The organism is Pseudomonas sp. GW458-11-26-14-LB4 (assembly GCF_059423925.1).
Window position 1 is genome coordinate 45911 of record NZ_JBWKYU010000007.1, and the last position, 12963, is coordinate 58873.

12 protein-coding genes are annotated in these 12963 nt (G+C 61.0%); all 12 read left to right on the forward strand.

What is annotated here, in order from left to right:
* Nucleotides 1-11 precede the first annotated feature (11 nt).
* Nucleotides 12-572 carry a DUF1285 domain-containing protein gene (locus tag AC07XZ_RS11095; protein WP_085745054.1) on the forward strand — a complete coding sequence of 187 codons (561 nt, stop codon included), beginning with the start codon at nt 12-14 and terminating at the stop codon, nt 570-572.
* Nucleotides 573-681: 109 nt separating this feature from the next.
* A complete protein-coding gene (locus AC07XZ_RS11100) occupies nt 682-1743 on the forward strand; it encodes a lipase family protein (RefSeq protein ID WP_158247723.1) in 1062 nt (353 codons plus the stop codon).
* A 128-nt stretch (nt 1744-1871) separates the two neighbouring features.
* Nucleotides 1872-2588, forward strand: coding sequence for a FadR/GntR family transcriptional regulator (locus tag AC07XZ_RS11105; RefSeq protein WP_102686505.1), 717 nt, complete (start codon nt 1872-1874; stop codon nt 2586-2588).
* 25 nt (nt 2589-2613) lie between these two features.
* On the forward strand, nt 2614-3489 hold the full coding sequence (locus AC07XZ_RS11110; RefSeq protein ID WP_102686504.1) for an SMP-30/gluconolactonase/LRE family protein: 876 nt from the start codon (nt 2614-2616) through the stop codon (nt 3487-3489).
* 270 nt (nt 3490-3759) lie between these two features.
* Nucleotides 3760-4578, forward strand: coding sequence for an SDR family oxidoreductase (locus tag AC07XZ_RS11115; RefSeq protein WP_011335425.1), 819 nt, complete (start codon nt 3760-3762; stop codon nt 4576-4578).
* Nucleotides 4579-4721: 143 nt separating this feature from the next.
* The gene (locus AC07XZ_RS11120; protein ID WP_085745050.1) at nt 4722-5726 is read left to right on the forward strand and encodes a substrate-binding domain-containing protein; all 1005 of its coding nucleotides are present in this window, start codon (nt 4722-4724) and stop codon (nt 5724-5726) included.
* A 56-nt stretch (nt 5727-5782) separates the two neighbouring features.
* Entirely contained in the window at nt 5783-7327 is a 1545-nt protein-coding gene (gene araG / locus AC07XZ_RS11125) for an L-arabinose ABC transporter ATP-binding protein AraG (protein ID WP_102686503.1), read from the forward strand.
* Between the two features lie 12 nt (nt 7328-7339).
* Complete coding sequence (araH, locus tag AC07XZ_RS11130) at nt 7340-8308, forward strand: L-arabinose ABC transporter permease AraH (protein WP_102686523.1); 969 nt, start codon at nt 7340-7342, stop codon at nt 8306-8308.
* 283 nt (nt 8309-8591) lie between these two features.
* Nucleotides 8592-9305 (forward strand): GntR family transcriptional regulator, encoded by a 714-nt coding sequence (locus AC07XZ_RS11135; protein WP_102686502.1) that lies wholly within the window; start codon nt 8592-8594, stop codon nt 9303-9305.
* Nucleotides 9302-10300 (forward strand): ADP-ribosylglycohydrolase family protein, encoded by a 999-nt coding sequence (locus AC07XZ_RS11140; protein WP_102686501.1) that lies wholly within the window; start codon nt 9302-9304, stop codon nt 10298-10300. The genes AC07XZ_RS11135 and AC07XZ_RS11140 overlap by 4 nt, the downstream gene beginning before the upstream one ends.
* Before the next feature lie 221 nt (nt 10301-10521).
* A complete protein-coding gene (locus AC07XZ_RS11145; RefSeq protein ID WP_085647459.1) occupies nt 10522-11988 on the forward strand; it encodes a purine-cytosine permease family protein in 1467 nt (488 codons plus the stop codon).
* Nucleotides 11981-12910: a PfkB family carbohydrate kinase gene (locus AC07XZ_RS11150; protein WP_102686500.1), complete on the forward strand. Its 930-nt coding sequence runs from the start codon at nt 11981-11983 to the stop codon at nt 12908-12910. Before AC07XZ_RS11145 ends, AC07XZ_RS11150 begins: the two co-directional genes overlap by 8 nt.
* Nucleotides 12911-12963: the final 53 nt, after the last annotated feature.

Sequence of the window (12963 nt, forward strand, 5' to 3'; positions counted from 1 at the left end):
AGGAGTACGCCATGAGTGGCCCGCAAAAAGCCAATGATCTGCTGGGGCAAATCCCCAAAACCAAAGGCTTGCCGCCGGTGCACTTGTGGAATCCGGATTTCTGCGGCGACATCGACATGCGCATCGCCCGTGACGGCACCTGGTATTACCTAGGCACGCCGATCGGGCGCAAGCCGATGGTCAAGCTGTTCTCCACCATCATCCGCCGCGACGGCGATGATTACTTTCTGATTACTCCAGTGGAGAAAGTCGGAATCAAGGTCGACGACGCGCCATTTGTGGCGATTGCCGTCGAGGTGGAAGGCGAGGGGGAGGCGCAACTGCTGCGCTTTACCACCAACGTCGATGAAACCACCGAGGCCGGTCCCGAACATCCGATCCGGGTCGAAATCGATCCGACGACGCAAGAACCTGCCCCTTACGTGCATGTGCGCACCAACCTCGAAGCGCTGATCCACCGCAACGTGTTCTATCAGTTAGTGGAGCTGGCTGTCAGCCGTGAGATCGACGATCAGCGATGGTTGGGTATTTGGAGTGGCGGTGAGTTTTTCCCGATAGGTCTTGAACCTTGAGATGTTGTCCGCCTGGCGCCACTGCGCAGATCGAGCCCGCTTGAATCCTTTCCGGCAGCTGCTATAGCTGTAGTGTGGCAAGATGCCACTCGCCAGAAGGGGCATGGAAATGAACAGACATCAAGTCGGTGCGCTGACGTTGATCGTTTTGCAGACGGGATGCAGCTCATGGGTACAGAAACCGGACACCGTACTGATTCGAGAGCATGATCAGAGCAGTTACACGATTCATCATGACGTTGAAACAGTCGCGAAGAATTATTGGGTTTATACAGCCCTCGCGGCGAATGCCTATCACTTGAAATGGCCTGATTACAAGCAACAACTGGTGCAGGCCAATATCAAACAAGTGACCGAGCCCTTATCCAAGCAGTTCGAGCGATCGTGTAAACCTCACAGTGATGTGACGATCCCCACGCCCGGCTGGTACGCATGGACTCAGTTCCCTGGACCCAATCTGGCCAAAAAGGCTGAGAAAGCGAAGTTGTTTTTCAGTGTATGGGAGCATCGAACGGGCAAGGGAAGCAGTGACGTTTCCGAGGTCGCTATCGTTTTTCGTGGTACCGAGGGTGATCAGCGTCAGGACTGGGAATCCAATGCTCGCTGGTTCATCCCGACAAAACTGCGTGGCGAAGACCAATACGATATAACGCGAGATATTGTGGCTCGGGTCTTCGAGGATGAAATACAGACCCGCATTCGCCAGCATCGACTGCCGCCTGATGTGAAGGTCGTTGCTTTGGGGCATTCCCTTGGAGGCGGTCTGGCGCAGCAGTTGGCCTATGCAATGCCCAGATCCAGCGAGCACCTGATCAAAGTTTCAAAAGTCGTGGCATTCAACTCCTCCCCTGTCACTGGTTGGCTCAGTACCCAGAATCCCCCCCGCGATGAAAATACTCATGGATTGGAAATCGACCGCGTTTTCGAACATGGCGAAGCGCTCGCTTACGTGCGGTTGGTCATCAATATGATTGTCCCGCCGCAAAAAAGGGATTCGCACGTCAGGGATCTGCGGTTCAACTTCTTGACCAGCGCTGGGGGTGTTTCCAATCATGGAAGCCAGTTCTTTGCCTGTCGCTTCGCGGAAGTGGCGGGGGCAACCAAGGACGTCGTTTATACCGAAAGTTTTGCTGACCAGGCAGTGCCATTGATCTCACCTCCGGCCCCCTGAGGTCGGTCGCTTCGGGGGGATGAGTTGTACCCCTGAGGCCTTGTGTCCGCCAGCCTAAAAATCCCGATTGACGTTTAATCATATGATGATTAGCTTGGGCATCCACAGCGAACGGCTTCGGAGTGTCCATGTCGAGCAGTTTTCACGCATCAACGGTTGACTGGCTGGGCGCCTGGATTGCCGGTGGCCAGGTAAAACCGGGGCAGGCAATCAAGGTCGAGGCCGATCTGGGCGAGCAACTCGGTGTCAGCCGCACCGTGATCCGCGAAGCCATCAAGACCCTCGTCGCCAAAGGCATGCTCGAAGTCGGGCCGAAAGTCGGCACGCGGGTGTTGCCGATCAAACGCTGGAACCTTTTCGATCCGCAAGTCGTGGGCTGGCTGTCGCGCAGCGGCCTGCCGGAAAACTTCGTCGATGACCTGCTCGACCTGCGCCGCACCATCGAACCGATGGCGGTGCGCTGGGCCTGCGAGCGGGCGACCGTGGAACAGGTGCAAGCGGTGCAGCAGGCTTACAACGCGCTGGAACGGGCAGTGGACAGCGGTATCGATTACAACCGTGCTGACCAGTTCTTCCACGAATGCATTCTCGCCGCCAGCCACAATCAATTCATCGAGCAAATGGTGCCGGCCCTCGGCGCATTGCTCGCCGTGTCCTTCGAAGTTTCTGCGGCCGATCCCGATGAATTGCGCCGCACTCTGCCCATCCACAAAGACATGGCCGACGCCATCGCCGCCCGGGATGCCGCGCGCGGGGTGTGGGCCTGCATGACCCTGATCGACAATGCCGACCTGGCCATCAAGCGGTTCTACCCGCAGGTGATGGCCGACAAAAAAGCCAGCTGACAAAAACAACAAGACAGGAGGTTGCATGACGTGGACTGCGGTGACAGAACATCGGGCGCAACTGGGCGAAGGCCCGTTCTGGGATGCGCCGACCCAGGCGCTGTACTGGGTGGACATCGCCGGAAAGCAGGCGCTGCGCCTGATCGGGCAGAACGTGCAGATCTGGCAGATGCCGGAGCACGTCTCGGCGTTCATTCCCTGCGCCAGCGGCGACGCGTTGGTGACCCTGAGCAGCGGCGTCTACCGGCTCGATCTCGATTCCCCCGGACTTGAGCCGCGACTGACGCTGTTCTGCGTCGCCGATCCGCAGCCGGGCAATCGCGCCAACGAAGCACGTTGTGATGGCCAGGGCCGTTTGTGGCTCGGCACCATGCAAAACAACATTGGCGAGCAGGGTCAGGATCTGCCGATCATCCGTCGTTCCGGCGGGCTGTTCCGGATTGATCCGGATAAAAGGGTCACACCCTTGTTACGGGGGCTGGGCATTCCCAACACGCTGCTCTGGAGCGACGACGGCACCACGCTGCTGTTCGGCGACAGCCTCGACAGCACTTTGTACCGCTACTTCATCCACACCGACGGCAACCTCGACCCCGCCCAGCCCTGGTACAGCTCCGATCAGCCCGGCGGTCCGGACGGTTCGGCGATGGACGCCGAAGGCTACGTGTGGAACGCCCGCTGGGACGGCAGCTGTCTGCTGCGCCTGACACCGGATGGCCAGATCGACCGCAAGATCGATCTGCCCATCAGCCGTCCGACCAGTTGCGTATTCGGCGGCGCCGACCTGAAAACCCTGTACATCACCAGCGCTAAAAGTCCGCTGAACCACCCGCTGGACGGCGCCGTGCTGTCTTTGCGAGTGGACGTCGCCGGAAAGCTCTGTACGCGATTCGCTGGTTAAATCCCGAAATATGGGATGCAAAATTATATATTGAGATTATTTGGCGGTCGGGTTTATAGTCGGCTCCAGCAGTAACACGCACTCACACTTAAAAAGAACAAAACAGGTGAAGTGATGCAGCGAATTTTCATCGCACTCCACAGCGGAGTCAGCGCTTCGGGCCGTTTCGGTGCCGTGGCGTGCGCTCGCCTGTTTTGTTCCACAAGCCTTCCAGACCGGACATCGTCAGATGCCCGGTTTTTTTATGCTTTCGAACAGGAGTCCTGATCCATGGCTGAACCTCTGTCCCTGCCACCCGTGCCCGAGCCACCGAAAGGCGAGCGCCTGAAAAACAAGGTCGTGCTGCTGACCGGCGCCGCTCAAGGCATCGGCGAAGCAATCGTCGCGACCTTCGCCTCGCAGCAGGCCAAACTGGTGATCAGCGATATCCAGGCCGAGAAGGTCGAGAAAGTCGCCGCGCACTGGCGCGAGCAGGGCGCCGATGTGCAGGCGATCAAGGCCGACGTCTCGCGTCAGCAGGATCTGCACGCCATGGCCAAACTGGCCATCGAGCTGCACGGTCGCATCGACGTGCTGGTCAACTGCGCCGGGGTCAACGTGTTCCGCGATCCGCTGGAAATGACCGAAGAAGACTGGAAGCGCTGCTTCGCCATCGACCTCGACGGCGCCTGGTACGGCTGCAAAGCCGTGTTGCCGCAGATGATCGAGCAAGGCATCGGCAGCATCATCAACATTGCCTCGACCCATTCCACCAACATTATTCCCGGCTGCTTCCCGTACCCGGTGGCGAAGCACGGCTTGCTCGGGCTGACCCGCGCGCTAGGCATCGAGTACGCGCCGAAAGGCATTCGCGTCAACGCCATCGCCCCGGGCTACATCGAAACCCAGCTCAACGTCGATTACTGGAACGGCTTCGCCGACCCACACGCCGAACGTCAGCGCGCCTTCGATCTGCACCCACCGAAACGCATCGGCCAACCGATCGAAGTGGCAATGACTGCTGTATTCCTGGCCAGTGATGAAGCGCCGTTCATCAACGCCTCGTGCATCACCATCGATGGTGGCCGCTCGGTGATGTACCACGACTGAAAATCCGGACTTCAGGTGCAAAGGTCCGCCTGAAATTCAATCATCATACGATATGACTATTTTCGTCATGATTAGCAGGAAACGCTTCGACCGCTTTAACGTTTTTCAAATAACGCTCAAGAAAAATAACAAGGAGTCTGCTTATGAAACGTCGTTTCGGGATTCGTACCCTGTGCAGCACCGCGCTGGCGGTCACTGCGTTCAGCCTGAGCAGTTCGCTGCTGGCCGCCGATCCGGTGAAGATCGGTTTCCTGGTCAAGCAGGCCGAAGAGCCGTGGTTCCAGACTGAATGGGCCTTCGCCGAGAAAGCTGCCAAGGACAAAGGCTTCGAGCTCATCAAGATCGCCGTGCCTGACGGCGAGAAAACCCTCTCCGCTATCGACAGCCTTGCGGCCAACGGCGCCAAAGGCTTCGTCATCTGCCCGCCGGACGTGTCCCTTGGCCCGGCGATCATGGCCAAGGCCAAGCTCAATGACCTGAAAGTGATCGCCGTCGACGACCGTTTCGTCGACGCCAATGGCAAGTTCATGGAGGACGTGCCGTACCTTGGCATGGCCGCCTTCGAAGTCGGCCAGAAGCAGGGCGCCGCCATGGCCGCCGAGGCGAAAAAGCGTAACTGGGACTGGAAAGACACCTACGCGGTGGTCAACACCTACAACGAACTCGACACCGGCAAGAAGCGCACCGACGGCTCGATGAAGGCCCTCGAAGACGCGGGCATGCCGAAAGATCACATTCTGACCGCCGCCCTGAAAACCCTCGACGTACCGGGCAGCATGGATGCCACCAACTCGGCGCTGGTCAAGCTGCCGAGTGCGGCGAAGAACCTGATCATCGGCGGCATGAACGACAACACCGTGCTCGGCGGCGTGCGCGCCACTGAAGCCGCCGGGTTTGCCGCGGCCAATGTGATCGGCATCGGCATCAACGGCACCGACGCCATCGGCGAACTGAAAAAGCCCAACAGCGGCTTCTACGGTTCAATGCTGCCGAGCCCGCACATCGAAGGCTACAAGACCGCCGAGATGATGCACGAGTGGGTCACCACCGGCAAAGAACCACCGAAGTATACCGCGATGGACGACGTCACCCTGATCACCCGCGACAACTTCAAGCAGGAGCTGGAGAAGATCGGCCTGTGGAACTGACGGCAGCGGCGGCCCGGGCAGCCGGGCCGCTTGAACGGTGTGATGAGGTGGCTTAAATGCACGCGCAAGTACAGACACAAGAACACAGCGCCAGCGGCAGCCTGCGTTTCAACGGGATCGGCAAGACCTTCCCGGGCGTGAAGGCGCTGGACGGCATCAGTTTCGTCGCTCACCCCGGGCAGGTTCACGCCTTGATGGGCGAGAACGGCGCCGGCAAATCGACCCTGCTGAAGATCCTCGGCGGTGCCTACGTTCCGAGCAGCGGCGAGCTGCAGATCGGCGAGCGGACGATGGCGTTCAAGTCCACCGCCGACAGCATCGGCAGCGGCGTGGCGGTGATTCACCAGGAGTTGCATCTGGTGCCGGAAATGACCGTGGCCGAGAACCTGTTTCTCGGTCACCTGCCGGCCAGTTTCGGCCTGATCAATCGCGGCGCGCTGCGCCAGCAAGCCTTGGCTTGCCTCAAAGGCCTGGCCGATGAAATCGACCCGCAGACCAAGGTCGGACGCCTGTCCCTCGGTCAGCGGCAACTGGTTGAAATCGCCAAGGCGCTGTCCCGTGGCGCGCATGTGATTGCCTTTGACGAACCGACCAGCAGCCTTTCGGCGCGGGAAATCGACCGGCTAATGGCGATCATCGGTCGGCTGCGCGACGAGGGCAAAGTGGTGCTCTACGTCTCCCATCGCATGGAAGAAGTGTTCCGCATCTGCGACGCGGTGACGGTGTTCAAGGACGGCCGCTACGTGCGCACCTTCGACGACATGAGCCAGTTGACCCATGATCAACTGGTGACCTGCATGGTCGGGCGCGACATTCAGGACATCTACGATTATCGCGGTCGCCCGCGCGGTGCCGTGGCGCTGAGAGTCGATGGATTGCTCGGCCCGGGCCTGCGCGAGCCGATCAGTTTCGATGCGCACAAAGGCGAGATTCTGGGTTTGTTCGGACTGGTCGGGGCCGGGCGCACCGAGCTGTTCCGGCTGCTCAGCGGTCTCGAACGCAACACCGCCGGACGCCTGGAATTGCGCGGTCATGAACTGAAACTGCGTTCGCCCCGCGATGCGATTGCCGCCGGGATTCTGTTGTGCCCGGAAGACCGCAAGAAGGAAGGCATCATCCCGCTCGCCAGCGTCGCCGAGAACATCAACATCAGTGCACGGGGCGCGAACTCCGGGCTCGGTTGCCTGCTGCGCGGGATCTGGGAGAAGGGCAACGCCGACAAACAGATCAAGGCCCTGAAAGTGAAAACGCCCCACGCCGGGCAACAGATCAAGTTCCTGTCCGGCGGCAATCAGCAAAAAGCCATTCTCGGCCGCTGGCTGTCGATGCCGATGAAAGTCCTGCTGCTCGACGAGCCGACCCGGGGCATCGACATCGGCGCCAAGGCTGAGATCTACCAGATCATCCATAACCTGGCCGCCGACGGCATTTCGGTGATCGTGGTGTCCAGCGATCTGATGGAAGTGATGGGCATTTCCGACCGCATTCTGGTGCTGTGCGAGGGCGCCCTGCGTGGCGAAGTCAGCCGCGACCAGGCCAACGAATCCAACCTGCTGCAACTGGCTTTGCCGCGCCACCGCGCTGACGGCGTGGCGAACTGAGAGGTGACTATGATGACAACCCAAAACGAAACCCTGCCGACCGAGCGCAAACCTCTGGACATGCGGCGCTTCCTCGATGACTGGGTGATGCTGCTGGCGGCAGTGGGCATTTTTATCGCCTGCACCTTGCTGATCGACAACTTTCTCTCGCCGCTGAACATGCGTGGCCTGGGTCTGGCGATTTCCACTACCGGGATCGCCGCGTGCACCATGTTGTATTGCTTGGCGTCGGGGCATTTCGACTTGTCGGTGGGTTCGGTGATTGCCTGCGCCGGGGTGGTTGCGGCGGTGGTGATGCGCGACACCAACAGCGTGCTTCTAGGTGTCAGCGCTGCGCTGGTGATGGGGCTGATCGTCGGGTTGATCAACGGCATCGTGATCGCCAAGTTGCGGGTCAACGCGTTGATCACGACGCTGGCGACCATGCAGATCGTCCGTGGCCTGGCCTACATTTTTGCCAACGGCAAAGCGGTGGGCGTCTCGCAGGAATCGTTTTTCGTGTTCGGTAACGGCCAGTTGTTCGGCGTGCCGGTGCCGATCCTGATCACTATCGTCTGCTTCCTGTTTTTCGGCTGGCTGCTGAACTACACGACCTACGGGCGCAACACCATGGCCATCGGCGGCAATCAGGAAGCAGCGTTGCTGGCGGGGGTGAATGTTGACCGTACGAAGATCATCATCTTTGCGGTGCACGGGGTTATTGGTGCGTTGGCGGGGGTGATTCTGGCTTCGCGGATGACTTCAGGGCAGCCGATGATCGGGCAGGGTTTTGAGCTGACGGTGATTTCGGCCTGCGTGCTGGGCGGGGTGTCGCTGAGTGGCGGGATCGGGATGATCCGGCATGTGATTGCCGGGGTCTTGATTCTGGCGATTATCGAGAATGCGATGAACTTGAAGAATATCGACACGTTTTATCAGTATGTGATTCGTGGGTCGATTCTGCTGTTGGCTGTGGTTATCGACCGTCTGAAACAGCGCTGAGATCAAAAGCTCCCTCACCCCCCGCCCTCTCCCGGAGGGAGAGGGAGCTGACCGAGGTGTCTTGCGCTCTACGTTGACCTGAAGAATTCAGTCGATTATGGATTCAGCGAGCGGGCTCAGGTCGGCGTATCTCCCAAATATCCCCCATTCAGTTCCCTCTTCCTCCGGGAGAGGGCTAGGCGGGCGGCGTTCCGATGAGGGCGCTCTTGATCTTCCCGCCTTCCGTCACCCCACCCAAAATTTCCCTTGCCCGTCTCAACCCGTTTCGGTTATCACTTTGTACATGATTAGACAGGTACGATTTGACAAGAAACAACGGGTGGTCGACGAGCTCGTTCGACGCATCGAAAGCGGCCTCATGGAGGACGGCTTTCTGTTGCCCGGCGAGCACCAGTTGGCTCAGGAATTCAACGTCAGCCGTGGCACGTTGCGCGAAGCGCTGGCCGAACTGAAGCGGCGCAATTACATCGCCACGCAAAGCGGGGTCGGCTCCATCGTCACGTTTGACGGTGTGGTGCTCGACCAGCGCAGCGGCTGGGCCCAGGCCCTGGCCGACAGCGGGGCGATGATCAATACCGACGTGCTGCGTCTGGAGGCCGTGACTCGTGCGGATCTGCTTGCGCGTTTCGGCTCCGATCAATTCATTCTTCTCGAACGTCGCCGCCGTTCCAACGATGGCACGGCGGTGTCCCTTGAACGCTCTCTGATGCCCGCCAGCGGAGGCCTGGAAAGCCTGCCGCGGGTCGGCCTGATCGACAACTCCCTGACCATCACCCTGGCCGCCTACGGTTACATCGGCGAGCGCGGCGATCAATGGATCGGCGCCGAACCGCTCAACGCCGAGGACGCCGAACTGCTCGGCCGCCCCGAAGGCACGGTGTTCCTCAAGGCATTGCGCACCACCTACGACCGGCAAAACCGCTTCATGGAGCAGGTCGAAAGCCTGCTCGACCCGGTGCATTTCCGTCTGCACCTGCAATTTGGAGAATCGAAATGACCGCCCTCGACCGTGCCTTGGGCGCGTTTTATGGCCTTGCCCTGGGTGACGCGCTAGGCATGCCGACCCAATCCCTGAACCGCGAAACCATCAAGCAGCGCTTCGGCCAGATCACCGATCTACAGGACGCCGGGCCCTTGCAGCCGATTGCCGCGAACATGCCCAAGGGCTCGATCACCGATGACACCGAACAGGCGATTCTGGTCGGCGAGTTGCTGGTCGAAGGCAAGGGCCGGATCGAACCGGCGGTGCTCGCGCAACGGCTGATCGAATGGGAAGCCGAGATGCAGGCCAAAGGCTCGCAGGACTTGCTTGGCCCATCGACCAAACGTGCGATCGAAATGATCCTCGCCGGCCATTCGCCGGAGGAGGCCGGGCGCTACGGCACCACCAACGGCGCAGCGATGCGCATCACCCCGGTGGGAATCGCGGCGGATGTCGCCGACCCCGAGCGCTTTATCGCGGCGGTGGTGCAGGCTTGTCAGGTCACTCATAACACCACGCTGGGGATTTCCAGCGCGGCGGCGGTGGCTGCGGTGGTCTCGGCCGGCATCAACGGCCTGGATCTGGGCGAGGCGCTGAACCTCGGCCAGCAGATCGCCCAGCAAGCGGAGTCTCATGGGCACTGGGTGGCCGGCGGGCGCATTGCGTCGCGGATCAGTTGGGCGCGCAGCATCAGTGTCGAGAGCGACCCGGTGTTGCTCGCGGATCTGCTGTACGACGTGATTGGAACCTCGGTGGCGTCGCAGGAATCGGTGGTGGTGTCGTTCGCCCTCGCGCAGCAAGTCGCGATCGGTGAAATGACGCCGTTCGATGCGCTGTGCATGGCCGCGAGCCTGGGTGGCGACACCGACACCATCGCCGCGATTCTCGGCGCCATGCTCGGGGCCTGCCTGGGCCTGCAGAGCTGGCCGGCGCCGATGATCGAGACGGTGAAGGCCGTCAATGGTCTGGAGCTTGAACCGTTGGTGCAGGGACTTTTGGCCTTGCGCTGATTGAACTGACGCCATCGCTGGCAAGCCAGCTCCCACAGGGACCGTGCAAACCTCAAGGTTCACTTCGAACCTGTGGGAGCTGGCTTGCCAGCGATGGCCGCGCCGCAAATCCTGAATATTCACCCGCAATGGATCGCGCAGACAGGCCCAGGAAGGGCGGAATGTCTGGTCGTTCTGCGTCATTGCCACAACCACAATAAAGGCAAACAGGAGCATTTTTCATGAGTTCATCGACCGCCGGGCAAAGCGCCGGGCAACTGGAAACCCGGGGCATCGAACCGGTGCCGGAAGGCGAGTGCAACGGCCATCCGCTGCAACTGTTCTGGGTCTGGTTCGCTGCCAACATTTCCATCCTCGGCCTGCCGCTGGGCGCCACGCTGGTTGCGTTTCGCGGCCTGGCGATCTGGCAGGCGATCATCGTCGCGATTCTAGGCGCTGCCGGTTCGTTCGCGGTGGTGGGGATCATCTCGATTGCCGGTCGTCGCGGTCGTGCGCCGAGCCTGACCCTTTCGCGGGCGATCTTCGGTGTGCGCGGCAATATCGGCCCGACGCTGGTGTCGCTGATGTCGCGTCTGGGTTGGGAAACCGTCAACACCACCACCGCCGCGTTCGTGCTGCTGTCGTTGTGCTCGATCCTGTTCGGCTCGCCGGTGGAAGCCAAAAGCGCGCCCGTGCTGACCCTGATCTTTATCGCGATTTTCGTGCTGCTGACCCTGTCGGTGTCCGGCCTCGGCCACGCCACCTTGCTGGTGATCCAGAAGTGGGCGACCTACGTGTTCGGCGCGCTGAACATTCTGGTCGGCGGCTTCCTCTGCGCGACCATCGACTGGAGCGCGGTGTTCAACGCCACGCCGGCGCCGATGAGCGCGATGATCATCGGCATTGGCACCATGGCCGCCGGTACCGGAATCGGCTGGGCGAATGCCGGCGCCGACATGTCGCGCTATCAGCATCGCAGCGTCAAAGCCGTGCGCCTTGTCGCTTCGGCGGCGTTCGGCGCGGGGATTCCGCTGGTGCTATTGATCACCCTCGGCGGCCTGCTGTCCGTGGGCAACAACGACCTCGCTTCGGCCACTGACCCGATCGTGGCGATCCGCGACATGCTGCCAACGTGGATGGCCGTGCCGTACCTGATCACCGCATTCGGAGGCCTGCTGCTGTCGAACAACCTGTCGGTGTATTCCGCCGGTCTGACCACGCTGACCCTCGGCCTGAAGGTCAAGCGCGTGTACGCGGTGGTGGTCGACATCGTTGCGATCTTCGCCGGTTCGATCTACTTCATGCTGATCGCCGACAGCTTCTATGGCCCGTTCATTACCTTCATTTCCCTGCTGGCAGTGCCGATCACTGCGTGGGTCGGGATCTTCGTGGTCGACCTGATTCACCGTCACTACTACAGCCCCAAAGACCTGCTCGACGTCAGCCCGAGCAGCGCCTACTGGTACAGCGGCGGCATCGAGTGGCGCGCGTTCGGCGCATGGGCGATCGCGATCGTGCTGGGCTTCAGTTTCACCACCATCGGCACCACGGCTGAAAATGTCTGGTTCAAGGGCTTCCTGTCCGACTCGTGGCTGGGCCACAACGGCCTCGGCTGGATCGTGACGTTCGTGGTCGCCGGCGGCATTTACTTCGTACTCGGCGGGGCGAGAGATCGCCGCGCTGCGCAATCCGAGAATGCTCATGCCTAAGATGTTGCACACCGGCCAGGTCATCATCGACCTGGTCATGGCCGTGGAGGCGCTGCCGCAAATCGGCGGTGACGTGCTGGCGCAGTCCGCCAGTTTCGAAGCCGGCGGCGGCTTCAATGTGATGGCTGCCGCTGCGCGCAACGGCTTGCCGGTGGTCTATCTCGGCCGTCATGGCAATGGGCGTTTCGGTGATCTGGCACGGCAGGCGATGAACGCCGAAGGCATCCGCATCGGCATCGAACAACCTGCAGAACGTGACACCGGGATCTGCGTGGCGCTGACCGATGCGTCGGCCGAGCGCAGTTTCATTTCCTACATCGGCGCCGAAGGCGAGGTCACGACGGCGGAGCTGAACAGCGTCGCCGCCGAGACGGGGGACTACGTCTACGTCAGCGGCTACAGCCTGCTACACAGCGGCAAGGCCCAGGCGTTGCTGGACTGGACGTTGGCGCTGCCGAAGACGATCAACGTGGTGTTCGATCCTGGCCCGCTAGTGGAATCGCCGGACTCACCGATGATGCAGGCGCTGCTGCCGCGCATCGATGTGTGGACCAGCAACAGCGTCGAGGCGTTGCGCTTTACTGACGCGACGGACATCGAAACCGCGCTGGACCGATTGACCGTGCACCTGCCACGAAATGTGCTGATGGTAGTGCGCGACGGCCCGCAGGGTTGCTGGATTCATCAGCGCGGTGAACGTCAGCATGTGCCAGGTTTCAAGGTGCAGGCGGTGGACAGCAATGGTGCGGGCGATGCGCACGCCGGGGTATTTGTTGCCGGGCTGGCGCAAGGGCTTGCAGCTCACGAAGCCGCAAGGCGCGCCAACGCTGCGGCTGCGTTAGCGGTCACTCGCTGGGGCCCGGCGACCGCTCCTGGCACTGCCGAGGTTGATGTGCTGATCAGCAAAAAATGCACTGACTGAACGATCGCAATCGCTGGCTTGCCAGCGATAAGGCCTTCAGCCGTTACATCCAG

Bases quoted from the DNA above. Each gene is read 5' to 3' on its own strand.
- AC07XZ_RS11095 (WP_085745054.1), top strand. From the start codon at position 12: ATGAGTGGCCCGCAAAAAGCCAATGATCTGCTGGGGCAAATCCCCAAA.
- AC07XZ_RS11135 (WP_102686502.1), top strand. From the start codon at position 8,592: ATGATTAGACAGGTACGATTTGACAAGAAACAACGGGTGGTCGACGAG.
- AC07XZ_RS11105 (WP_102686505.1), top strand. From the start codon at position 1,872: ATGTCGAGCAGTTTTCACGCATCAACGGTTGACTGGCTGGGCGCCTGG.
- AC07XZ_RS11100 (WP_158247723.1), top strand. From the start codon at position 682: ATGAACAGACATCAAGTCGGTGCGCTGACGTTGATCGTTTTGCAGACG.
- AC07XZ_RS11115 (WP_011335425.1), top strand. From the start codon at position 3,760: ATGGCTGAACCTCTGTCCCTGCCACCCGTGCCCGAGCCACCGAAAGGC.
- AC07XZ_RS11110 (WP_102686504.1), top strand. From the start codon at position 2,614: ATGACGTGGACTGCGGTGACAGAACATCGGGCGCAACTGGGCGAAGGC.
- AC07XZ_RS11140 (WP_102686501.1), top strand. From the start codon at position 9,302: ATGACCGCCCTCGACCGTGCCTTGGGCGCGTTTTATGGCCTTGCCCTG.
- araG (WP_102686503.1), top strand. From the start codon at position 5,783: ATGCACGCGCAAGTACAGACACAAGAACACAGCGCCAGCGGCAGCCTG.
- AC07XZ_RS11145 (WP_085647459.1), top strand. From the start codon at position 10,522: ATGAGTTCATCGACCGCCGGGCAAAGCGCCGGGCAACTGGAAACCCGG.
- AC07XZ_RS11150 (WP_102686500.1), top strand. From the start codon at position 11,981: ATGCCTAAGATGTTGCACACCGGCCAGGTCATCATCGACCTGGTCATG.
- araH (WP_102686523.1), top strand. From the start codon at position 7,340: ATGACAACCCAAAACGAAACCCTGCCGACCGAGCGCAAACCTCTGGAC.
- AC07XZ_RS11120 (WP_085745050.1), top strand. From the start codon at position 4,722: ATGAAACGTCGTTTCGGGATTCGTACCCTGTGCAGCACCGCGCTGGCG.